We start from the raw sequence: 21628 nt of genomic DNA, 5'->3' as shown, positions 1-21628 counted from the left end.
CGATCGTCTATTTGGGAGCCTGTAATGTTTGTTTAAAGGAAAGAGCCTGTTGAATGGCGGCCAGATTGACTTTTTCGTTGCCTTTCATATCGGCTATGGTTCTTGCAACTTTCAGAAGTCGATGGTAAGCGCGGGCGGACAATTTTAATTTATTCATGGCCTGGGCCAGAAAAATCTGTTCTTCATGTCTTAACGCACAAACCTGCTCGCATTCTTTCGCACCCAGTTCGGCATTGAGATGTCCTTGCCGTTCTAATTGTATTTTGCGAACCGCACAAACCACCTGCTTGATACGAAGGCTTTCACCGTCTTTGGTTTGATTCGTTTGGATCAGCTCTTCCTGCGATAGGGCTTGCAAGGTGACTTGCATATCGATCCTATCCAGAAGAGGTGCGGATAACTTACCGATATAGCGGTTAATCCGATCCGGTGTGCACAGGCAATTGGCCTCGGGATTGCCCCATTGTCCGCATGGACAGGGATTCATGGCGGCAATCAACTGGAATCGTGCCGGAAATTCGGTTTGTACAGCGGCTCTTGAAATGCAGATGTTTCCGGATTCCAGCGGCTCACGAAGGGTTTCCAGCACGTGCTTGCTAAATTCAGGTAATTCATCAAGAAATAAAACCCCGTGATGGGCGAGTGATATTTCACCCGGCTTCGGAGGGTTGCCGCCACCAACCAGGGAAACCGGTGAGGCGGTATGATGAGGGGAGCGAAAAGGTGGTTTACGCCATTCGCTAAAATCAGGTATTCGGCCTCTAATGGAATGGATGGCGGCGCATTCAAGTGCCGTTTCCTCCGATAATTCGGGCAACAGGGTGTTAAATCGTTTTGCCAGCATGGTTTTACCGCTGCCGGGCGGACCACATAGTAAAATACTGTGGCCGCCGGCGGCTGCAATCATCATGGCTTGTTTCGCATGGTACTGTCCTTTGACATCGGACCAGTCCAGGGTTGTTTTAGAGTTGTTGTTTTCAGGTCGGTTCGGCAGGGGTTTCAATGACGTGTTCTGGCACAGATAATCACATACTTCCCGCAGATTGCCGGCACAAAACACATTAGAGTACCCGGCCAGAGCCGCTTCCCCGGCGTTGGCTTCGGCAATGATGAGTTGACGCTGATCGCGGTGGGCGGCGAGAACAACCGGGATAATGGCGTTGACACCTCGCAAATTACCGCTTAGGGCTAATTCACCAATAAACTCGTGTGAACCCAGCTTGTCGGCAGGAATTTGTCCGGATGCGGCCAGAATGCCAATGGCAATGGGTAAATCAAAGCCGCTTCCTGTTTTCGGCAGATCCGCCGGTGCCAGGCTGACGGTAATTTTTCGACACGGGAATTCAAACTGGCTGTTGATGATAGCGCTGCGTACCCGGTCTTTGCTTTCCTTAACGGCAGTTTCCGCCAGACCGACGATGGTAAAACCAGGCAATCCATTGGATAAATGCACTTCAACATGAACAGGGAGCGCCTGTATGCCGAGCGCGCTTCGTGTATAACTAAAAGCGAGATTCATAATTATTCCTTTATATTGGACTTCTTCTATCCGTCGGTTACTTTCTTCCTGTTTTTCGCCGCGGATAGTTTGGTTCATGGAACCAGGGTGGTTATCAGTATTTTGCCTACTGTTTGGCCAGTAGATCATTGACCTTGTTTTGCAATTGATCCAGTTTTTCTCTGGTTCTTTCCAGTACTCTGGTTTGGACATCGAATTCCTCTCGGGTGACCAAATCCATGCGGGCAAAGGTGGCCTGGAGAATTTCCTTAAATTTTTGTTGAATCTCTTTTTCAAAATTCTGTAGACTGGTGGGCAGAGTGCTAAACAGTTTTTTGGCCAGGTCATCAAATTGTTGTGGATCGAACATGCTAATCTCCCGATGGGGTTCCGTTTTCTGGCCACAGTCTAACAAATGTTTGCCCTTGCAGTCATGTGTTTCGTGGCACATGAAACAGAGAGTCAGGAAAACGCATGAGGAAATAATTATGAAAATGCTTATCGCAATCATTAAGCCATTCAAACTTGATGACGTGCACGAAGCTTTGATTGAAATTGGTGTGCCTGGTATCACTATTTCTGAGACGCGCGGTTTCGGGCGTCAGAAAGGGCATACCGAACTTTATCGGGGTGCCGAGTATGTGGTTGATTTTCTTCCGAAAATTAAGATTGAACTGGCTTTGCCCGATAATATGGTGGAAACGGCCATCGATGCGATTTGCAAGTCAGCCTATACCGGGAAAATCGGTGATGGCAAAATATTTGTTTATCCCCTGGAGCAGGTTGTCCGCGTCCGAACAGGAGAAGTCGGTGAGGATGCGCTGGGTTGAACCCGGGGCGTGCCGTCCTCGCTTCAAGGTTGGCACGTTTCCTGTGGCCCGTCATGAAGGTTTCGCTGTAATGCGGGAAAACGTTCCTAATTGGCACCTCAAACCCGCCATACGGCCGCAGGCCTCCTTGCGGGCACAGGATGAGTTACTAGCGTAAAACCTGATTGATAAAATCCCATTCCTGTTTACCTACCGGCATAACGGACAGACGATTGCCTTTGCGCAGCAACGTCATATTCGCCAATTCCGGGTAATGTTTTAAGGTCTCCAGAGGAATGAGGTGATCAAATTTTTCCTTGAAGCGAACATCGACCATAAACCAGCGCGGGTTATCGGGTGTGCTTTTCTCGTCAGGATGCTCGCTGTTCGGATCAAAGGCGGTATAATCCGGATAAGCCGGGCTGGTTACCTCCGCTATGCCTGCGATACCGGGGGGATTGCAGTTGGAATGATAGAAAAAAACCAAATCACCGACCGCCATATCGTCACGCATAAAATTCCGTGCCTGGTAATTACGTACACCGTCCCAATGGGTAGTCTTTTCAGGCGCTTTTTGCAAATCGTCAATGCTGAAACAGGACGGCTCCGATTTGACAAGCCAATAGTTACTCATAATTTACTCCAGTAAGTTGTACGTTGCGTCATTACGGCGTGTACAGGAATATCCCATGCCTGCGGAATAATATAAGACTGACGTTGAAATTCATAAGCGACCCCTATGAGTAGGGGGTGATTTTCCTCGGCCAGGGTTCGATCATAATAACCAGCCCCCATGCCCAGCCGTGTTCCGTATTCGTCAAACGCGACTAACGGCAGAAAGATGATGTCGATCTCCCGGGGAGATATGGCGAGGGCGGCATCGACATCGGGTTCGGCAATAGCATAACGGTTTTCACGAAAGGGCGTTGCCGGGGTAGCCGGCAAAAAAGACAAGGTCTTGTCCGGTTTGAGCGCGGGAAAATAACAGAATTTTCCGTGCAAGGGCGCAGTACGCCAGATCCCTCCCAAATCAATTTCTCCTCCGGCAGGATGATATAACGCGATGCGCCTGGCAAAACGGTATTGATTCAATTGTTTTATTCGAGCACAAACCTGTGAAGACGCTTTCTGTTGGAAGGAGGGTGTGAGATGTTTGCGAATATCCCGCATACTCCGTCTCAGCGCGCTTTTTAAGGGATCAGCCATATTAAGACGTTGTATTAACCATATCTGATTATGGCTCAGATGAGGATTGGACTTCAACCGAACTTGTGAAAAACCTCAATCTCGTTGTAAAACCTGCACCAGGTTCCGCTGAATTTTCATTCTATGGTTGCAAAAGCAGCCGGCTTTGAGCTTTTTTTTAAAAAACCGGCTTTTTTTTAATAAAATGGGCTAGGCAGATTACAAAAAATAAGTTATATAGCTGTCAAAATTACCTGTGTTTCATGTTTAAATTCAAAATCGTGAGAGATAGATATGACAGAACTTTTTGCTGGTGAAGAAGAAGATATTATTGAAGATGATCCTTTTGTCGACGTGGATGACGAAATGGAAATAGATAACTTTGTAGACGGCTCTCTGGATGCGCGGCGTCGTCTGGAGAATATGCTGGAAGAAAAGCGTCTTCGGGAAGAGCTGGATGATTTTACGGATTATTAGGTGATCGTTCCCATTGTTATTCATGCCGGTGCCGAAGTCGCGGTATTTCCCGGCGATGATCGGATTTTGCTGGGCGAAGGCCTGTTTGAAACGTTACGGGTTGTCGAAGGCAAACCCTGTTATCCACGCCATCACTGGTTCCGGCTTATGCAATCCGCCGATATGCTGGGTATTGACGTTGATTTACCTTATTGCGAATGGGTCACTCATCTTGAACACAGTCTGCGGAAAGCGAATTTGGAGACAGGAGGCGTCAAGGTTTTGCTTGGCGCCGGCAGTGCTCCCCGAGGGTTGCTGACCAAAGGTGAGCAACCCAGACTGGTGCTGACGCCCTTTTCCTGCGCTGTCAATACAAAGCCGATTCGACTGATTTCAGCGCCCTGGTTGCGGGATGCCGCCAACCCGGTTTATCGCCACAAATCCGTCAATTATCTGGAAGCTATTATGGCTCGGCGATACGCAGAGACGGCCGGCGCCGATGATGCCCTGTTTTTTAACCTGGAAAATACGGCCATGGAAACAACCATCGCCAATTTGTTTCTGATAAGCGGCGATACGCTTTATACACCGTCTTTAAGCAGTGGTGTGCTGCCTGGTATCATCCGCGGCCGCATTCTTGAATTGGGCAAGGAGCAGGGCATAGCCTGTCTGGAAACCGAATTGACGAAAAACCAACTGGAACAGGCGGACGCTTTGTTTCTCTGCAACGCGCTTCAGGGGATCCGAGCCGTGCAATCCTGGGACGGTTTTACTTATAATACCAGCCATCCTCTTGCGGCAACGGTAACAGAGTTACTCTCCAAAGATACCTGCCATGAGCGCGACAGTCGCTAAATTACCTGTTTGATCGCCTGTATGCCAATTTGATTTTAAGTATCCATAAGACAATAAAACCGCCCAAAACGGTTAACAGGATGGCAAAATAGTTGTGAAAGGATTGAGGGTTGATAATGGCGCCCATACCCGCGTAACCACAGTAGGTATAAACAAGTTCGGCAGGTGCCAGAAAGATTAGGGTGGTGATGACATAATGGCTGAATTTGATGCCGGTGATACCGAGGCCATAATTCACCAGACTGAATGGGACAATCGGCACCAGACGCAGTAAGGCGACAAATTGCCAGCCGCGCTTTTCAACACCGAGAATCAAATTGTTCAAGCGGGTTCCGCTTTTGGCGGCAAACCAGTCGTGGGCTAAATAGCGGCTGAAACAAAAGGCGGCTGCGGCACCCAGGGTGGCACCTGCGAGATTCAGGACGGTGCCTAAAAACGGGCCAAACAACGCCCCTCCCGCCAAGGTTAATACCATCGTGGGTAGCAGAAACACGGTGGCCAGACAGTAAAACAACAAAAAAAACAGTGGTCCCAGCCAGCCAAGGTTTTTAATCTGGTTGAGTAATTGCGGCGCATGCTGCTGAAAGCTGTAGGCGCAAATTACAAAAGCCAGAATGATAAAAACGAACAGTGCCGTTTTCATTGATTAATAATTTTTTCCATGATCCCGACACTTTATTATAGACCACTGGTTTGAGCAAGCCTGTTGATAAGGCTTCTTCTAAACTACAGGATTAGTGCGTTCTCGCTAAAAGGAACGTTGTTATCCAGTGCCGTCGATTTATTATGTGAAGTACCGGTGTATGAGGGTACATCAGGATAGAACGAACCCATGGTTCGGGACGGAGACACAAGTTTCCCGGAAACCACCCTCTCTTTTTTAGCCAGGGTATCAAGTTCCTCGGCCCATTGATCATAGAGGTTTTGTGTCAGATAGGGTCGTAGCTTATCTAAAGTATCACGCGTGTCTGCAAAGTCGGTTGTTGAGGCCGAGGGCTCTTTCAATGTCGCAATGAGCAGGGCAAAAATGAGTACCGCCTGTGCAGACTCTTCGTATTCCTGATTCAGGTTTGTATTATTGTTTGCTTCTGCCTTGAGAATACTGCTCTTCACGAGGGATAATGCGTCCGCGATGGAAATACCCTTCCCGGCAGGCTTGTTTAATATGTCTTTCTGATCCCAGGTGCATCGTGTTTTTTGCGTGCTCAGAATGATACTATTCCACTGTCCATATAGTTCGTCAGTAATATAATGCTGCCTTAGAGTTTGCAGGATTTGATGCGCTTCGCCAACGGATGAGCTCCCTGATAAACCGTTCTCCATGAATCCGGCAAAAGCGAGAACCGCCTGTTTTGCGTAGTCGTATTCCTTATCCAAATCCGTGTAATTGCTGGATTGTGCCTTGAGAACATTGTCTTTCGCGCAAGATAATAACAACCTGGAGGATTTATCAGTCTCAATACATTCTTCCGATATTCTGGCCTGATCCCAGGTACATCGTGTTTTTTGTTTGTTTTGAATATCATCACTCCACTGCTCATATAATTCGTTGCTGATATAATAATATTTGAGCGTCTGTACGATTTGACAGGCTTGATTCAGTGACGTATCGTCTAGTGAATCGTTCTCCATAAGTCTTGCAAAAGCGAGAACCGCTTGTTTAGCGCTCTTATATTCCTTGTTAAGATCATGGTTGTGTTCAACTCGTGCCTCGTCTAGCGTGTCTTGTATTTTCTTTATGGACAATGATTCACGCCCGGATGATTCGAGTTGTTTCTGATCCCACAGGCAGCGTCTGACCTGTTTGTCGAGAATGATTTTTTCCCACTGCTTATGCAATCTGTCTGTAAGGTAGTGAGTTCGCAATTCCGCAAGGATCGAATAGGCTTTGCCTAGCGCACCACCGTCGAAATCCGGATGATGTAACAAGTCATGGAAAGAATGAACCGCTTGTTGTACCGATTCGTTTTCAGACGGGGCATCGAATGCTTCGCGTTGTGCTCGCGCTTTTTCAAGACCAGTACGAATATTCTTGATGAGTATGTCGACCGGATCGGTGAGCCTTGCTTTATCCATAACAGGCGGCAAGTCTTTTTCATCAAAAAATTTCGTATCGGCGAGAATGTGACGCAGGCGTTTTTCATCCAAATAAGGTCTTGTCTCTTTTATCCGCAACAATATCCACTCAATAGACTCTGTCATGAAAGCCGGGTTAATTTGACTGCGATAGTGGCGAGCGGCGATGATGGGATCAAATCCATCCTGTGCGGATGGAAATATGATCCGTCGCACAACGTCCTCCGGGCGTTTAAACGAGGGAGGAATGCTTGATATTCTGTCAGGGTTCAGTAATTCATGACGAATGGTTCTGTCGTTTGTCAGAGCAAAGTTTGGCAACCAGGTGGCCAGAATGTCATCACTAAGGAGCTTCATCGTCTCCGAACCAGCGGAAGAGGTCTTCCATATTGGATCGTCACGGCTTTGCTCATAGTCCAGTAATAGACGTGTGCAGGCTTCTCTGGCGATATGAACCATTAAGGGCTTATCGGTCATCGCCCTGTGTTTGCTGTTTTTATCTTGTGGAAGAAGCCTGGTAAAAATGAAACGCAGCATGGTTAGAGGATTGGCAAAAGGATCGCCTGAGCTGTGTCGTCTTTTTTCTTCCAAAAATTCGTCTGGAAAAGCGTTTTCCAGAGCATCCTTGATATTTTTGTAACTTGCTGAAAAATTAACACGCGCTTTGCCTTCATGCACCCATTCTGTTAATAGATGCCTGATAAAATCCTCGGGAATTAACGATTTGTTACGGGATTGGTAGTCTCGATATGATTTATGCAGGAGGTTGGGGTGGAAGGTGTCGTATTGCGACAGGGTCAGGAAAATTAACAGGTAATGAATATTGTGTCGATGAATGTTGATATCTGGAAAGGAGCAGACCCATTGATCCATCATGGCCTTGGCCATCAGGTGTTGCTCAATAAAATCCTGCTCGTCAGGAATTGATTTTTGATCCTGGCGGTATTGTTCGTAAAAAAAGGCAAGGGTTGTGCGAGGATGATGCTGGTACAGGGGGACAAGAAGCCGTTGATAACTTAACGGATCAAGTCTTGATTTCAGTGCATACACCCGTTCGATCAGGTTCGTGACGGTTTCCTCATCGCATTCTGGCGTCAGATCATTTAAGCGGCTTGCCGCGTCATGCAACGCTTTTCGAGCCTGCTCAGGTACGTCAAACAGCGCCGCTTCAAACTGTTCGTCATCCAGTTTTTCTACCGCAATATTACCATGTTCATTCTTTTCGAGGGTTAATAGTTCCGTGGAAAATACCGGTTTTTCTTCCAGAGCCTGACGTAAACGTGAACCCTTCGGTTGTATGGAGTTCAGCCAGGAGGTTGGAAGAAAAAACGACAAGAGATTCCAGAACCATTGAAAATGAGGTGTCCAGCTAAATCCTTGTCCGTGTTCATCACTTGTTAATTTATTTTTAAGTTGATAGAAGTCGGTTTTGCGTTTATAAACGGACGCATGTTCCTGCTCCAGTATCGCCAGGAACCTGTTGCGAAGATCGTCATGGCTGGTTTCAATCTTTTCCAGTTTTTTTTTCCAGGCTTGCAGAAGCGCTTCATCTTCATTATAGACACGCATAGTATTTCCATCCCGCCAATATAGTTCAAAACTTATGCAACTATGATAACGTATGTTAGTACGTGCGGGTGTTAAGTTATTGTAAGGGTTTGCATCGTTTGTTTAAGATTCAGGGTAATAGAAAAAGAAGTGCAAAAACTTTGCAAAAAAAAATAAAAATATTAATAAAACCTTAAGATTTGTTGTGTTAGGATGAATTAATGGTTTTTTTACAGGAGCTATGATGACGAGTAGCACGCACCAGATATTAAAACAAATGGCGCACGGTAAAGCTGCGGGAAAAGCGGAAGAAAAATCCCCTGTAACGGTCTATGCGGCTTCCAAAACGGTTCCCACTCAGGAACCTATGGGTAAGATTCTGGCTGAATGCCTGATTAAAAAAGATGGTTTTGCCCTTACTCCACAGTCGTAACGGAAAAAACGGTGAAATCCATATTCCGTATGTTCTTGAATTATCAATCCCGGGCGATATACTTGAGATATAACAAGTTTATTTGCAGAGGTTGGTAAATAATGGCAGGCGGTTTTTCAGAAACGTCACATTGGCGCGATTCAGCGCGCAGCGCCAGATTTTTTATCGTGGATGCACGCGCCGCATTTCCTATTTTTATTTTTCTTATGCACATTCGAGTATGGACCGGTGTTCTGGTGATCGTGTCCGCCATTTTTTTTGGTGTGATTGAGCATTATGGATTTACTGTTCCGGTTTTTTTACGTTGGCTAAGAAACTTCATGGCCGGTAAAGTGAAATCTTCCCAACCCTGGTGGCGATAAATGGATACGGATATACGAAAAAGCCTGGCACTGATAGCCGCCAGTATGAATGCCAAATTTTACTTAAACGATCGTTTTGTCAGTTTTGAAGAGGTTTTTTCAGAAACCGGGTTGTTGCCGGCCATAGCCAAAAGAGCCGATCAGCTTTGCTCCCTTTGTCTGGGGTATGGGTTGGGAGCCACGTTTGATGAAGCTGAAAACGCGTTGTTAGGTATCCGGGTAACGTTCGACGAGGTGACACCCAACGCTTTACGGTTATTGTGTATGACCGATGTTATTAATGAATTGATTCAAGGGGGCCCCAGCCGTGATTATACCCCGTTGGATGAGTTAATGTATGATTGATTTTTATCTTTACTGTTCATTTGTAAAGATATTGAAAGTTTGCAGAATTTTATTCCATTCCCGGGAAAAAAGCTGTTAATCTACAGTTATTAATTGTTAATTGATTTTGGAGTTAACATGGCACAGGATACAGAGCATCGCGGGTTAGCGGCTACAGCGGGTTTTTTCAGAGAGCCACAGTCGGAGCGAAAAAATAATAGCAGGGTGGTTACCATAGCCGATGTCCAGACTACCCTGGTAAAGCCATTGGGAACAGGCATTGAGCAACTTAAAAAACTGGATTCTCTCAGACAAGGCGCCGATCCGAAGGTGACTGAAGCACTGCAGTTCATGACCCAGTGCTATCAGCAAGCCAAGGGGATAAGTGAGGTTCCGTCCCTTGAAAGTACGGCGACAAATGACGAGTCCGCCGAAAACCAGTCCGGTCCCCGGATTTAAATGATAATTATGTAACAGCATTCGTCAATTATCCTGTAATGCTGTTATAATTTTTATTATTACAGTCAGAATAACGCTTGTTGCGTTTAATATTTCCTGCATTATGAATGATAAATTAACTGAACAGCAAACAAGCGAGCTTTTGCGTGCATTGGATGATGCTATCGCAAATGGTCCCTGGGAAGAATCCAATTTTTTACGGGTTATCGGGAAAAATCTACGTGAAATTCGTGAGAATTTTGTCAATCTGATAGGCGATGATAATCAGCACCGATTAAAAACAGCGTCCAACCTGGCGAACAGGGTGGCCCTGCGTAGTGGTCAGCAGGAAGTATTTATCGCCTTGTACGCCTCTGAGGGTAATTCCATACAGGCTTGGGAAAGAATTGTAGCCAATTTGCCCAGACAGGTTATTTCAAGACCTGTCTATGTTGATGAAGAGGATGTCAAATACCTTATAAAATCCAAGGAAAATAAAATTAACGAGGCTTATGTCGGTATTTATATCAATCAGAATGATATTCTGGCTTTAAGTGCCGATAAAACACCGACTGACAAATTTGGTAAACCCCTGCTCTCTTTGAAAGACAAGGCCATTAATCTGGAGAATATCACCCGTTTTGTGCATATGTCAGGCATTTATACGTATTCAAAGGGGCGATTGATTAAAAATCACCTGGCGGAGTCCAGTTGACAGTCGCTTCGATAAAAGATAAGTGCACTAGGCTCTGTGAACCAATTTTTTCCGCTCGAAAACAAGGCAACTATTGTTGCGCAACAAATAATAATGTCTTGTAGCCCGTCATGAAGGCGAAGCCGTAATGCGGGAAAACGTTCATAAGTGGCACATCAAACCCGCAATACGGCCGCAGGCCTCCTTACGGGCTACTTTTTTTTCGCAAAAAATGGTGCGAAGAAAATTTTTGTTCACGGAACCTAGTGCAACGTTTCACTGATTCTGTCCTGTTGCCAACGGTACAGAAGAGGTAGGTAGGTCGGGCGCCTCGCCCGACCTACGACTTGCCCGGCTGTCGCAGCAATAACAAACTAGCAAGACAACTTCAGTGAAATACTGTACTAGTACCCAGAGCCGGAAGAAATTTCCAAATGCCGCATGGGTGGAGTCGTTTCAAAACTCGCATTTTGAAGTTTCTTGGGTATACTTGATAATAAATATTCTGTTTAAAAGTATCGGATGGCTCAGCAACAACAACAGCAAAGTAGTGGCGATAATTCAATGGCACCAATCTGGATTATGGTTCTGTTGTTTTTTGCTGCGTTTTTTATATGGAAAGCCGCTCATCAATATATTGTAGCGTTTATTTTCAAATTAAATATCTGGCAGGGAAAGCTGATCGCGTTTTTTATCAAGGATCAGTCGCTGGATAACAGCATTTACCTGATGCAGACCATCGATCCCGCATCCGTTGACTGGAATAAATTTATCAGTTTAACCGGCGCCGTCGGAGATTATATACGTTATCCGGTTGTCCTGATTCTTGTGTTGCTCGCTTTTTTCCTCTATCAATCGAACATTACCCTAAAATTCCGTAAAGCGCATGATATGAAAACCTTGCGCAACCAGGAGCAGCATAACTGGCCGGCTATCATGCCCGTAGTCAAGGAAGATCTGGTCAGTCAGGATGTGAACAAGGGGCCCTGGGCTATGGCGTTGACACCCATGGAATTTGCCCGTAAGTACCATTTATTGAAAAAAGAGGACGCCATTCTTGATAATCCCGCACCCGGGCAGGAAATGACGGCGGGAATTCGGCGTGGCGATGCCAAGAGAGTATTCACTTTGCAGTTAGGGCCGTATTTTGAAGGGTTTGAGCGCTGCCCTCCCCAGGCTTTCGCGCTGGCCGCCGCGTTCATGGCACGTATGAACAGGGATAGAAAATCGGCCAGTTTAATCATGGAAACGCTTGATAAAACCTGTTCCGAGGGGAAGCCGGATTTTACGGTCGCCCGCCCCATTTTGAAAAAATACTATAATACGGAACTGGTGCAGGAAGTGGTGTCCAGGCATGCTTATCTTATGACAGTCATGGCCTCACTCCTTGAGGAGGCACGAGAGGATGGTGTTGTGCCCAGCTCGGAATTTTTATGGTTAAAGCCCATAGATCGCCGGTTATGGTATATGCTTAACAGTATAGGCAGGCAAACACCATTTTCCGAGGTTGGCGGACCATTTGCGCATTGGCGCGCCGAAAAAGCCATGGGGAGGCGCTCATTGGTTCCTATGATTGATGAAGCGATCAAGGCTTTGGAATCTGCTGTTAAAGATGTGAAGTTATCTGCCAAAGAAATGCAGGAATTAAAATCATGATGCGTGGTATTGATACAAGGCATGAGATAGATCCTTCCCAGTTACTCAGAGACACGAGGACAATGGGTCAGAGGATTGCGGATTTTTTTTCCGACCCGACTAATATTTCTATCGTTCTGGTGTCACTGGCCGCCACGGCTTACTACATATCCCAGGCATCCAGTCTGATTCTGATTCTGGGTGGATTGGCCTTTCTGTATAGTTATACACGCAAACAGATGTTGCCTTTTCGTTTACCGCAAATCGCCCGGGTCAAGGACTATAATGACCTGAAGCCAGGCATCAAGACGCCCAATGTGGCGCGTGGCATCGCTTTTTTCGGGAATGATCGAAAAACGAATGAAGAGTTGTGGTTTGCCAATGATGATTTAAGAACGCATGCGTTAATTTTTGGTTCTACGGGTAGCGGTAAAACGGAAGCGCTGGTTTCTCTGGCTTACAATGCCCTGGTGCAGGCCAGCGGTTTTATCTATGTGGACGGAAAAGGCGATAATTCCCTGTATGCCAAAGTATTTTCCATGGTGCGTAGCATGGGGCGTGAGGACGATTTGCTGCTCATCAATTTTATGACGGGTGCTCGTGATATTGTTGGTCCCCAGGAAAAGCGGCTTTCCAACACCTTAAATCCGTTTTGTCAGGGGTCATCCAGTATGTTGACCCAGCTTGTGGTCAGTTTGATGGGATCCTCCGGTCAATCGTCCGATGGCGATATGTGGAAAGGCCGGGCTATTACTTTCGTGGAAGCCTTGATGAAGCTGCTTGTTTATATGCGCGATGAAGGGGCGATATTACTCGATGCCAATTCCATCCGTAATTATTTTGATTTGCAGCGTCTGGAATCGATTGTGATAGACAAGGTGTTTCCCAGAGATGAGCAGGAAAGCGTTAATATTGAATCCATACCCAAACTGGTTACCGATCCCTTGCGTAACTATGTGTTCAACCTGCCTGGTTACAACAAGGAGAAAAAAGGCAAACAGGTTTCTCAGGTTTTGGAGCAACATGGTTTTATTACCATGCAGCTGGTCAGGGTTTTTTCTTCCCTGGCCGATACTTACGGGCACATTATTCGCACCAATCTGGCCGAAGTGGATTTTAAAGACGTTGTCTTGAATCGCCGCATACTTGTTGTACTCCTGCCTGCCCTGGAAAAATCACCGGATGAGTTATCCAACCTGGGCAAGGTTATCGTTTCCTCATTAAAAGCTATGATGGCAGCCGGCCTGGGAGAAGAGGTAGAAGGAGACTATCGTGATGTGATAGAGCGAAAACCTACGAACTCACCGACACCTTACATGTGCATTCTCGATGAGTACGGGTATTACGCGGTACAGGGATTTGCAGTAGTGCCTGCACAGGCGCGCTCGTTGGGATTTTCGGCTATTTTTGCAGGCCAGGATTTACCGGCGTTCCAAAAAGCCTCCAAAGAGGAAGCGGCTTCAATAGGTGCAAACACCAATATCAAAATTTGTATGAAGCTTGAGGATCCGACGGAAACGTGGGATTTCTTTACCAAAACTGCCGGTGAAGCTTATGTCACCAAGGTCGATTCGTTTCAGACCAAGGAAACGAGTTTTGCCAACAGTTACCTTGATACCAAAAGTTCTTCCTATGAAAAAAGATCACGTATTGACTTGCTTGATCTTAAGGAGCAGACGGAAGGTGAGGCGCATATTTTCTTCAAGTCAAAAATTGTGCGGGCACGCATGTTTTATGCAAATCCCAAACCGGTTAAACAACTGAAACTGAATCAGTTTCTGAAAGTGGAACCGCCTCCGGATGATTATCTGGCTAAATTGTATCAGCAACTGGCCGGATTTCAGCGGGTGCTGGATAGTGGTGATATCAGCATTACGAAAGAAGTTGAAAACGAGGAAATCACGCTTATAACCAAATCATTACATGAAGCCAAGCTAGGTGATCCTATTGAACGAGGGGTTGCCGCACTGTTGGCTTATCATAATTTAAATGAACCGGAACCGATTGAAGATTTGCTTGAAGAGGAAGAAGAAGGGGTTTTAACCATATTCAGTACACTTCGCCAACCATCCGGTGCGTTACCTCTTCTGGTCAAGGACGTTGAACAATTTTCTCAACCTATCTTGGCTATCAATGAGACAAGAAATTATTTGTCTGTCATTGAACGAGCTTGTGGGGCCAAGGATAAATACGCCGGCACGGTCGCCAATGAATTGATCAAGGATTTTCAAATGGCAACCAATTATCCCCCGCAGGAGCGTGATGAAATTGATGCCGGGAGCCTTGCCGATATAGCCAACGAACTGTCCGACCATATTGTCAACGAACGAGAAAAAGCAAGCAAGGGTTCCGGGGACGATACACTTTAGGGCGGCAAACGGCGAACATTAAACCCTGAACAAGGACAAACTCCAGACACGTGTCTCATCCAGAAATTGCAGATCGGGCTGTCTATAGACAACCCGATAAAATACTTCCGGCGCCTGCGTGTCAGGTTGCCAATCCGGTATCTGACCTGTAAAAAAATGTGCAAATAAAAAATAAATAGATTAAAAATACAGCATAAATGCAGGTCAAGCGCTTAATTTTTCTGAATAGCTTGTAACGTAATGATTTGTATGTTTTTATTTGTTAAGACTCGGTAATCTACGAATGATAAAGAGGGTTTATAGTGAGACATTTGCGCGTTGGCTTAAAGATATGTTCAACATGGCCGGCCACTCTGTTCGTTTGTGTGTTGTTATTTGGTTGCAAGGGTGATAAATATCAGCCGATTATTGACAGTGACGCTTACAAGCTGCCGCGTAAAGTTGCCGGAACATCCGATTCCATGGTGATTACCATGCAGAAGAAATTTCATAAACGCGGGGTGAAAGTGATTACAATGGGACAGGATTATCTTGTCAGCCTGCCGTCTTCAGCCTTGTTTACGGATCAGTCGCCCAGGTTGACCTGGAAATCTTATGAATTGCTCAATGACATTGTTCTTTTCCTGCAACAGTTCAGAAAAATTGGTGTTAATGTAACGGGTTACAGTAGTAAATACGTCTCGACGAGAAGAGAACAAGCCTTGACTTTGGCCAGAGCAAGGGCTGTTGCCAATTACCTGTGGGGTCAGGGCATAGACAGCCGCTTTATCTTTACGGAAGGGGCAGGCAGTGACAAGCCGGCGGTCTGGTTTACCCAAGGGGGTGATGAATCACCGAATTCAAGAATCGAAATCACCTTCAGGGATGCTATCGTATAGAGGGACGCCATGCCGCAAGACGCTCTGACAGCTGTCAATATTCGAAACCAGTTTTATAAAAGTGGTCAACGGAAAGTAACTCTGGTGTTACTGGCCTCGATAGCCTGTAATATTATGTTCTTCTATCTTCTGTTATATATTGTTTACAATCCTCCCGGACCCCGTTATTTTCCTACCGGAATTAACGGCAGGATAACCCGCTTGTATCCGCTTACCGAACCTAATCAATCGAATAGTTCCGTTTTGCAATGGGCCGGTGAAGCTGCTGTGGCTGCATTTACTTACAATTATGTTAACTACCGCCAGGAATTACAGGCTTCTTCCGGGTTTTTTACTGCCAAGGGGTGGGAGTTGTTTTTAAATGCCCTGGATGAATCAAACAATCTGGAAGCAGTGAAGCAAAAGAAGTTGATCGTATCTGCGGTTGCGACCAGCGCCCCGGCTATTAAAAACGCAGGATTCTACCAGGGACGATATTCATGGCGCATAGAAGTACCTGTACTGGTAACGTATCAGAGTGCAACGGAATACACGCAGCAGAATAATATGGTGACCATGGTGGTCACCCGTGTTTCTACGCTCAACTCACCGAGCGGTATCGGTATTGCCCAATTTGTCGTGAGTCCATTGAGCTGACAAGTTGGTAATGAAAATACCTGGTGAAACGATTAGGGCTTTACAGTCCGTACAGGCGATGATAAATCTATTATCTGGCGGACCGTTGGGAAGAAAGGGTAATCAAAACTCGGAAATTTATGTTTACATTCTCGAAAAGTAGTGTTTTGATGGAGATAATATGAGTCGTGAGACTTGGGAAATAATAAAAAATTCAAAGTCTTTTTATGTAAAGACCTATCGACGGGTGAGCACCATGATTATTATGTCATTGGTGTTAAATGTTATTTTGGTCTGCGGGATTTATTACAGCTATTTTAATCAGCCTGCACGAGAGTTTTATGCAACGAATGGTGTGACGCCTCCCGTGAAGCTTAAGCCCCTGGCGGCAGCGAATGAATCAGCGCAAGCGTTGCTGGCACCGGATCCGAATAACATTGAAGCAGTCAAGGAAATACCCCAATAAATGAGGAAAATATGGCTGAAAAAGCATTGACTGAGGTTAGTATACAGAACAAGTTTTATCGTGATGGGCAACAAAAGTTAATGTTTTCCCTGTTGATGGCGCTGGTTATCATTTTTATAACCGGTTCTATCCTTATTTATATCGTTACCCATCCTCCGGAGCCCAAATATTTCGCGACCAGTATCAATGGCCGTATTACTCCTCTTACCCCTCTCATGGAGCCAAACCAGTCTGATTCGGCAGTATTGCAATGGGCAAATCAGGCTGCTATTGCCGCGTTTACCTATAATTTCGTCAATTATCGCGAAGAGTTAAAAGCGTCTTCAGGTTTTTTTACCACGGAAGGCTGGCAGCAATTTTTGGATGCGCTACAGCAATCAAACAATCTGGATCAGGTCAAGGCAAAAAAACTAATTGTGTCCGCCGTGGCAACCCGTGCCCCGATTATTTTACAAAAAGGGGTTTTAAACGGCCGATTTTCCTGGCGAGTTCAGATGCCGATTCTGGTAACTTATCAGAGTGCCAGTGAATTTAGTCAGCAAAATAATGTGGTTACCATGTTAATTACACGGATCTCAACGCTGGAGTCACCGCGCGGAATTGGTATCTCTCAATTTGTCGTTGGTCCGGCCGGGGGTGGAATAAGTTGATGAATAAAACGATAGCTTTACTGCAATGGGTGGGTAAATCCATATTGTTAGCTGCCTATACATTGACGACACCACTTTACGCAGCGGACCAGGCAGATTCGGCACAGCAGGCCTTGCAGCAGCTTCGTATACTGCAGGAACGGCTATCCAAATCAAGTGGGCAGCAAGACGGTGCGGCGAATAATCAGCCGGGTAAGAGTGCCGCGCCGGCAAGTAATAATACCAGACCTGCGGCTCCTGGCGCGACTTCAAATCAGACCGCTGCCAATCCCCAGGATCCTTCATTAACGCTCTCAGACAAGGATCTGATAGATATCAAGGCGTTTGAAGGCGTAACCAGACAGTTATTTCCCTTGACGCCGGAACAGATACTGCGTCTGAAACAAATATATCAGGAAAACAATTTTGCGGAGGCGTCCACGGCCGGAACACCGCCCAAGCCGACGGCAACCTCGCAGTTTGTTAATTTATCCCCGGGATCCACACCTCCGGTTATCCGATTATCCCAGGGGTTTGTTTCGTCGCTGGTGTTTCTTGATTCAACCGGAGCGCCATGGCCTATTAGCGCCTACGATCTTGGCGATCCCTCCTCATTTAACATTCAATGGGATAAAACCAGCAACACGCTGATGATCCAATCAATGAAGTTGTATAATTACGGTAATCTGGCGGTAAGATTACGAGGTTTAAACACCCCGGTTATGCTGACTTTGATTCCCGGACAGAAAGCGGTGGATTACCGTGTGGATTTACGTGTGCAGGGCTATGGGCCGAATGCGAAAAACATGCCCATGGAGGAGGGAATCCCTCCCAGTGCCAGTGATGTTCTTCTGCACGTGCTTGACGGCGTCCCTCCTCAAGGCAGCAAGCGATTGACGGTTAGTGGCGGTGATGCCAGGGCCTGGCTTCTCAATGAGAAAATGTATGTTAGAACCAATCTCACCATATTGTCACCCGGTTGGATAGGAAGTATGACCAGTGCGGATGGCATGCACGCATATGAGATGCAAAAATCACCGGTTTTACTGGTGTCCTGGCATGGAAAAGTCATGCAATTAAAGGTAGAAGGGTTATAATCAAATGGCAGGTAGAAAAGAGAATATTAAAGCGCTGTTTACGAATACCCGTTCCAGGGTCATTATTATTTTTACCGCTCTTTTGCTGGTTATTGCGGTAATTGTCGGTGTCATAAAACTTTCCTCATCCACAAGACTGGATACGTCTGCTACAGCCGATTTATCTACCGCACCCAGTATTCAATCCATTCCGGGTGCGCTTAATCCGACGGCGCAGTATGCCAAATTACAGGAAGTTCAGAATATTTCACAAGCTCAGAGCGCGTTGAAAACCGGAGGCAGCGCGATACCGACGATTATTCGTACACAAGCCCTTGGAGCCGGTGTGCAGCCAATAGGTCCGCAACAAGGCGAAGGCAGTGTGGGGTTTGCTACTCTTGCAAGGGAGGCGCAAGCGGGTGCCCAACAGAGCTTATGGATCCAGGATTTACAAAACAGCAATTGCAGCAAGGAATCCGTTGAGAAAGTGGTCAGTGAAGGAGCTGTGCTGTCTGATCTGAAACAGGCGTGTACCTGTGTCCAGCTAAGAGATAACGGTTACCAGGTCTCCGAACTGGAACAGGTTTGCTCGTGCAAGGAATTGAAAGCGGCCGGTTTTAATGCCAGGCAGTTAAAAGATGCCGGGTTTAGCGCGGGTCGCCTGCGGGCATGCGGATTTGATGCCTGTGAATTGCGAAATGCCGGATTTACCGCCCAGGAAATGAAAGACGGCGGTTATAGTGACGGGGAGTTAAAAGGAGCCGGGTTTTCCGAGAACGAAATTGCCAGAGCGGGTGGTTTGCCGGATGGAATTACTGAAGCCGATATACGAAAAGCCGGTTGCAGCGTAGACGCGTTGCGAAAACTTCGTGCTGCCGGAGTATCGGCTGCGGCAATAAGGAGAATCAGCGGCTGTAGTGCTGCGCAACTGAAGGCAGCCGGTTATAGCGCTCTGGATTTGAAAAATGCCGGATTCAGTGCTGCGGATTTGCGCAAAGCGGGATTTACTCCCGAGCAGTTAAAACAAGCGGGTTATAGCGCCCGTGATTTACTCAACGCCGGTTTTACTCCGGAAGAACTGGCCAAGGCCGGATATACGCCGGCCCAGATCAAGGCTGCCGAATCGGAATTGCCTCCCGGTATTACGTCACAGGATATTAAAAACGCGGGATGCAATGTCGAGGCCTTAAAAAAGGAACGGCTGGCGGGTGTTAGCGCCAAGCTGATAAGACAATATGCCGGGTGCAGCGCCAAGGCGCTCAAGGAAGCAGGATTTACCGATGATGATCTCGCCAACGCAGGGTTTACTCCCGAGCAAATCAAGGCGGCCGGGCCTGTCAGTGATAGTGCCATACGTGCTGCGGGTTGTGATCCGGATAAATTGAAACAACTGTTTAAGGCAGGGGTATCCGCCAAGCGGATACGTGACTTGAATGGGTGTAGTGCCGCGGCCTTAAAAGCCGCAGGCTACAATGCCAGGCAATTGGCTGAAGCCGGATTTACTCCTCAACAGCTTTTGGCAGCCGGTTTTTCGCCTCAGGAAATCAGAGATGCCACAGGGACTTCAGACGATGCAATTCGGGCAGCGGGCTGTGATCCGGCCAAATTAAGAGTTTTGTTCGAGAAAGGCGTATCCGCAAAAAGAATTCGCGATTTGAACGGATGCAGCGCGGCTGCCTTGAAGGCGGCGGGTTATGATGCCAAACAATTGTCGGATGCCGGCTTTACCCCGGCGCAATTACTGGCGGCCGGATTTACACCGGAGCAGTTAAAAGCGGCGGGCGTCGATCCTTCTGCGGTGATAGCCGCGGGGCGAACCGCCGATTGTAGTGTGGCTTCTCTGAAAGCTGCCCGGGCGGCCGGAGTTTCCGCAACCACAATCAGACAGACACTCGGTTGCAGCGCGGCGGCTTTAAAAGCGGCAGGTTATACCGCCGCCGAACTGAAAGCGGCAGGGTTTACCGCAGCGGAACTGAAAGATGCCGGATTCACCGCGGCAGAGCTCAAGGCAGCCGGATTCACCGCGAAAGAATTACGTGCCGCGGGTTTTTCCGCCAAGGAATTAAAAGACGCGGGATTTACGGCCGCACAACTGAAAGCGGCAGGGTTTTCCGCCTCGGAATTGAAAAATGCCGGTTTTAGCGCGGCAGAGCTCAAGGCAGCCGGTTTTAGTGCCAAGGAATTAAAGGATGCGGGATTCAGCGCTGCCGATTTAAAAAATGCGGGGTATTCGGCAAAAGAGATTAAAGACGCGGGATACAGTAATGCCCAGTTAAGAAGCGCGGGGATAGAGGCGGCCAGTGAGCCGGGCTCCGAAGTGGCTGGTTTACCCGGTGTTACCCAGCCTTCAACAACCCCCTCCAGCCTGACCGGGGTTCCAACCCGACCCCAGCAAACGGCTACGTCGGTTGAGGCTGCCAACGCGCAGCAATTGCAGAAAATACTGGAGCGACAAAACAAGCAACTGGCTGATCAGCGCTATCAACAGCAAATTCAGCAACGTACTTCTGAAATGATGTCCCAGGCGAATCAGGCACTGCAAGCCTGGCAGAAAGTATCTACCCAGGCTTATGTAGGTGGTTCGGAAGAGGAAAAGGCTAAAAGTGATAGCAGTTTACTCTCGGTCGGTAATCAGCAAGGCGCTGCTTCTTCGGCCCAGCAGACGTCACAGGCATCAGGTAATAATAATCAGAATCAACAGGTATTGATTAAAACCGGTGATATACTATTTGCCGTTATGGATACGTCGGTAAATAGTGATGAACCAGGACCAATTCTAGCCACTATCGTCTCCGGTCGATTTAAAGGTGCCAAGTTAATTGGCAGTTTCAATCTGCCATCCAATTCAGACAAAATGGTTATCAATTTTAATACCATGTCTGTGCCAGGTGCGAATAAAACAACCTCAATCAACGCGTTCGCCATTGACCCCAATACTGCCAGAACAGCACTTTCCAGCAGAACGGATCATCATTATCTGCTTCGCTACGGTTCGTTGTTTGCTTCATCGTTCCTGGAGGGCTTCGGAAACGCGTTCCAATCGGCGAATACCACGGTTACGATCGGCGGTACCGGCGGTGGTGATAACATTACCGTTCAAAATGGTATCGGTCGTTCTGCGTTGGAAAATGCGGTGATTGGACTGGCCACGCTTGGTAAAACCTGGGGTCAGGTTGCTCAGCAGCAATTTAATCGTCCGACAACGGTCGAAGTTTTTTCCGGTACCAGTATGGGTATTTTGTTTACACAAGATTTAACATCACTTTAACATGACGAGCAGGT

Annotated in this window: 22 protein-coding genes; 16 read left to right on the top strand and 6 right to left on the bottom strand. The window is 46.9% G+C overall.

From position 1 onward, the window contains the following. Positions 1-7: 7 nt before the first annotated feature. On the bottom strand, positions 8-1519 hold the full coding sequence (locus tag CKW05_RS11350) for a YifB family Mg chelatase-like AAA ATPase (RefSeq protein WP_058482581.1): 1512 nt from the start codon (positions 1517-1519) through the stop codon (positions 8-10). Between the two features lie 106 nt (positions 1520-1625). Next, complete coding sequence (gene ubiK / locus CKW05_RS11345; RefSeq protein WP_058482600.1) at positions 1626-1868, bottom strand: ubiquinone biosynthesis accessory factor UbiK; 243 nt, start codon at positions 1866-1868, stop codon at positions 1626-1628. A 118-nt stretch (positions 1869-1986) separates the two neighbouring features. Here ubiK and CKW05_RS11340 point away from each other — a divergent pair, with 118 nt between their 5' ends. Then, a complete protein-coding gene (locus tag CKW05_RS11340; RefSeq protein WP_058482601.1) occupies positions 1987-2328 on the top strand; it encodes a P-II family nitrogen regulator in 342 nt (113 codons plus the stop codon). Positions 2329-2476: 148 nt separating this feature from the next. On the opposite strand, the gene CKW05_RS11335 is transcribed toward CKW05_RS11340, so the two are convergent. Further along, entirely contained in the window at positions 2477-2941 is a 465-nt protein-coding gene (locus CKW05_RS11335) for an EVE domain-containing protein (protein ID WP_058482582.1), read from the bottom strand. Next, positions 2938-3513 (bottom strand): 5-formyltetrahydrofolate cyclo-ligase, encoded by a 576-nt coding sequence (locus CKW05_RS11330; protein WP_058482583.1) that lies wholly within the window; start codon positions 3511-3513, stop codon positions 2938-2940. Before CKW05_RS11330 ends, CKW05_RS11335 begins: the two co-directional genes overlap by 4 nt. Before the next feature lie 273 nt (positions 3514-3786). Between CKW05_RS11330 and CKW05_RS11325 the strand changes: the two genes are divergently transcribed. Together CKW05_RS11325 and CKW05_RS11320 are read left to right on the top strand one after the other, a co-directional pair. Continuing rightward, positions 3787-3969 (top strand): PA3496 family putative envelope integrity protein, encoded by a 183-nt coding sequence (locus CKW05_RS11325; protein ID WP_058482584.1) that lies wholly within the window; start codon positions 3787-3789, stop codon positions 3967-3969. Further along, positions 3970-4803, top strand: coding sequence for an aminotransferase class IV (locus tag CKW05_RS11320; protein WP_058482585.1), 834 nt, complete (start codon positions 3970-3972; stop codon positions 4801-4803). It abuts the gene before it with no gap. 1 nt (position 4804) lies between these two features. On the opposite strand, the gene CKW05_RS11315 is transcribed toward CKW05_RS11320, so the two are convergent. Together CKW05_RS11315 and CKW05_RS15440 are read right to left on the bottom strand one after the other, a co-directional pair. Further along, on the bottom strand, positions 4805-5446 hold the full coding sequence (locus CKW05_RS11315) for a TVP38/TMEM64 family protein (protein ID WP_058482586.1): 642 nt from the start codon (positions 5444-5446) through the stop codon (positions 4805-4807). Positions 5447-5529: 83 nt separating this feature from the next. Continuing rightward, positions 5530-8448 carry a hypothetical protein gene (locus CKW05_RS15440; RefSeq protein WP_058482587.1) on the bottom strand — a complete coding sequence of 973 codons (2919 nt, stop codon included), beginning with the start codon at positions 8446-8448 and terminating at the stop codon, positions 5530-5532. A gap of 220 nt (positions 8449-8668) precedes the next feature. On the opposite strand from CKW05_RS15440, the gene CKW05_RS11305 reads away from it, so the two are divergent. The 13 genes from CKW05_RS11305 (at position 8669) to dotG (ending at position 21614) form a co-directional block, all read left to right on the top strand. Then, entirely contained in the window at positions 8669-8860 is a 192-nt protein-coding gene (locus CKW05_RS11305; RefSeq protein WP_133141186.1) for a hypothetical protein, read from the top strand. 101 nt (positions 8861-8961) lie between these two features. Beyond that, on the top strand, positions 8962-9222 hold the full coding sequence (icmT, locus tag CKW05_RS11300) for an IcmT/TraK family protein (protein ID WP_058482589.1): 261 nt from the start codon (positions 8962-8964) through the stop codon (positions 9220-9222). After that, positions 9223-9567: a type IV secretion IcmS family protein gene (locus CKW05_RS11295; protein ID WP_058482590.1), complete on the top strand. Its 345-nt coding sequence runs from the start codon at positions 9223-9225 to the stop codon at positions 9565-9567. Positions 9568-9684: 117 nt separating this feature from the next. Continuing rightward, positions 9685-10005 (top strand): hypothetical protein, encoded by a 321-nt coding sequence (locus CKW05_RS11290; RefSeq protein ID WP_058482591.1) that lies wholly within the window; start codon positions 9685-9687, stop codon positions 10003-10005. A gap of 103 nt (positions 10006-10108) precedes the next feature. After that, complete coding sequence (icmQ, locus tag CKW05_RS11285) at positions 10109-10699, top strand: Dot/Icm secretion system protein IcmQ (protein ID WP_058482592.1); 591 nt, start codon at positions 10109-10111, stop codon at positions 10697-10699. 501 nt (positions 10700-11200) lie between these two features. Further along, entirely contained in the window at positions 11201-12334 is a 1134-nt protein-coding gene (gene icmP / locus CKW05_RS11280; protein WP_058482082.1) for a type IVB secretion system coupling complex protein DotM/IcmP, read from the top strand. After that, a complete protein-coding gene (locus tag CKW05_RS11275; RefSeq protein ID WP_058482083.1) occupies positions 12331-14682 on the top strand; it encodes a TraM recognition domain-containing protein in 2352 nt (783 codons plus the stop codon). The genes icmP and CKW05_RS11275 overlap by 4 nt, the downstream gene beginning before the upstream one ends. A gap of 302 nt (positions 14683-14984) precedes the next feature. Further along, the gene (gene icmN, locus CKW05_RS11270) at positions 14985-15560 is read left to right on the top strand and encodes a type IVB secretion system protein IcmN/DotK (protein ID WP_058482084.1); all 576 of its coding nucleotides are present in this window, start codon (positions 14985-14987) and stop codon (positions 15558-15560) included. Positions 15561-15569: 9 nt separating this feature from the next. Continuing rightward, positions 15570-16196 carry a type IVB secretion system apparatus protein IcmL/DotI gene (locus CKW05_RS11265; protein WP_058482085.1) on the top strand — a complete coding sequence of 209 codons (627 nt, stop codon included), beginning with the start codon at positions 15570-15572 and terminating at the stop codon, positions 16194-16196. 160 nt (positions 16197-16356) lie between these two features. After that, entirely contained in the window at positions 16357-16641 is a 285-nt protein-coding gene (gene icmM, locus CKW05_RS11260; RefSeq protein WP_058482086.1) for a type IVB secretion system protein IcmM/DotJ, read from the top strand. Positions 16642-16652: 11 nt separating this feature from the next. Beyond that, complete coding sequence (locus CKW05_RS11255; RefSeq protein WP_058482087.1) at positions 16653-17291, top strand: type IVB secretion system apparatus protein IcmL/DotI; 639 nt, start codon at positions 16653-16655, stop codon at positions 17289-17291. After that, the gene (locus CKW05_RS11250) at positions 17291-18367 is read left to right on the top strand and encodes a DotH/IcmK family type IV secretion protein (RefSeq protein ID WP_058482088.1); all 1077 of its coding nucleotides are present in this window, start codon (positions 17291-17293) and stop codon (positions 18365-18367) included. Before CKW05_RS11255 ends, CKW05_RS11250 begins: the two co-directional genes overlap by 1 nt. Positions 18368-18371: 4 nt before the next feature. After that, entirely contained in the window at positions 18372-21614 is a 3243-nt protein-coding gene (gene dotG / locus CKW05_RS11245; protein WP_058482089.1) for a type IVB secretion system protein DotG/IcmE, read from the top strand. The last annotated feature ends 14 nt before the right edge of the window (positions 21615-21628 follow it).

The sequence above is a fragment of the Legionella spiritensis genome (genome assembly GCF_900186965.1).
In the GTDB taxonomy this organism is placed as follows: Bacteria; Pseudomonadota; Gammaproteobacteria; order Legionellales; family Legionellaceae; genus Legionella_C; species Legionella_C spiritensis.
This window is presented reverse-complemented; position numbering and strand designations above follow the sequence as displayed.

Bases quoted from the DNA above. Each gene is read 5' to 3' on its own strand.
- icmT (WP_058482589.1), top strand. From the start codon at position 8,962: ATGGCAGGCGGTTTTTCAGAAACGTCACATTGGCGCGATTCAGCGCGC.
- CKW05_RS11350 (WP_058482581.1), bottom strand. From the start codon at position 1,519: ATGAATCTCGCTTTTAGTTATACACGAAGCGCGCTCGGCATACAGGCG.
- CKW05_RS11335 (WP_058482582.1), bottom strand. From the start codon at position 2,941: ATGAGTAACTATTGGCTTGTCAAATCGGAGCCGTCCTGTTTCAGCATT.
- CKW05_RS11250 (WP_058482088.1), top strand. From the start codon at position 17,291: ATGAATAAAACGATAGCTTTACTGCAATGGGTGGGTAAATCCATATTG.
- CKW05_RS15440 (WP_058482587.1), bottom strand. From the start codon at position 8,448: ATGCGTGTCTATAATGAAGATGAAGCGCTTCTGCAAGCCTGGAAAAAA.
- dotG (WP_058482089.1), top strand. From the start codon at position 18,372: ATGGCAGGTAGAAAAGAGAATATTAAAGCGCTGTTTACGAATACCCGT.
- CKW05_RS11315 (WP_058482586.1), bottom strand. From the start codon at position 5,446: ATGAAAACGGCACTGTTCGTTTTTATCATTCTGGCTTTTGTAATTTGC.
- CKW05_RS11255 (WP_058482087.1), top strand. From the start codon at position 16,653: ATGGCTGAAAAAGCATTGACTGAGGTTAGTATACAGAACAAGTTTTAT.
- CKW05_RS11295 (WP_058482590.1), top strand. From the start codon at position 9,223: ATGGATACGGATATACGAAAAAGCCTGGCACTGATAGCCGCCAGTATG.
- CKW05_RS11275 (WP_058482083.1), top strand. From the start codon at position 12,331: ATGATGCGTGGTATTGATACAAGGCATGAGATAGATCCTTCCCAGTTA.
- CKW05_RS11290 (WP_058482591.1), top strand. From the start codon at position 9,685: ATGGCACAGGATACAGAGCATCGCGGGTTAGCGGCTACAGCGGGTTTT.
- CKW05_RS11325 (WP_058482584.1), top strand. From the start codon at position 3,787: ATGACAGAACTTTTTGCTGGTGAAGAAGAAGATATTATTGAAGATGAT.
- icmM (WP_058482086.1), top strand. From the start codon at position 16,357: ATGAGTCGTGAGACTTGGGAAATAATAAAAAATTCAAAGTCTTTTTAT.
- icmP (WP_058482082.1), top strand. From the start codon at position 11,201: ATGGCTCAGCAACAACAACAGCAAAGTAGTGGCGATAATTCAATGGCA.
- CKW05_RS11305 (WP_133141186.1), top strand. From the start codon at position 8,669: ATGATGACGAGTAGCACGCACCAGATATTAAAACAAATGGCGCACGGT.
- CKW05_RS11330 (WP_058482583.1), bottom strand. From the start codon at position 3,513: ATGGCTGATCCCTTAAAAAGCGCGCTGAGACGGAGTATGCGGGATATT.
- CKW05_RS11265 (WP_058482085.1), top strand. From the start codon at position 15,570: ATGCCGCAAGACGCTCTGACAGCTGTCAATATTCGAAACCAGTTTTAT.
- ubiK (WP_058482600.1), bottom strand. From the start codon at position 1,868: ATGTTCGATCCACAACAATTTGATGACCTGGCCAAAAAACTGTTTAGC.
- icmQ (WP_058482592.1), top strand. From the start codon at position 10,109: ATGAATGATAAATTAACTGAACAGCAAACAAGCGAGCTTTTGCGTGCA.
- CKW05_RS11340 (WP_058482601.1), top strand. From the start codon at position 1,987: ATGAAAATGCTTATCGCAATCATTAAGCCATTCAAACTTGATGACGTG.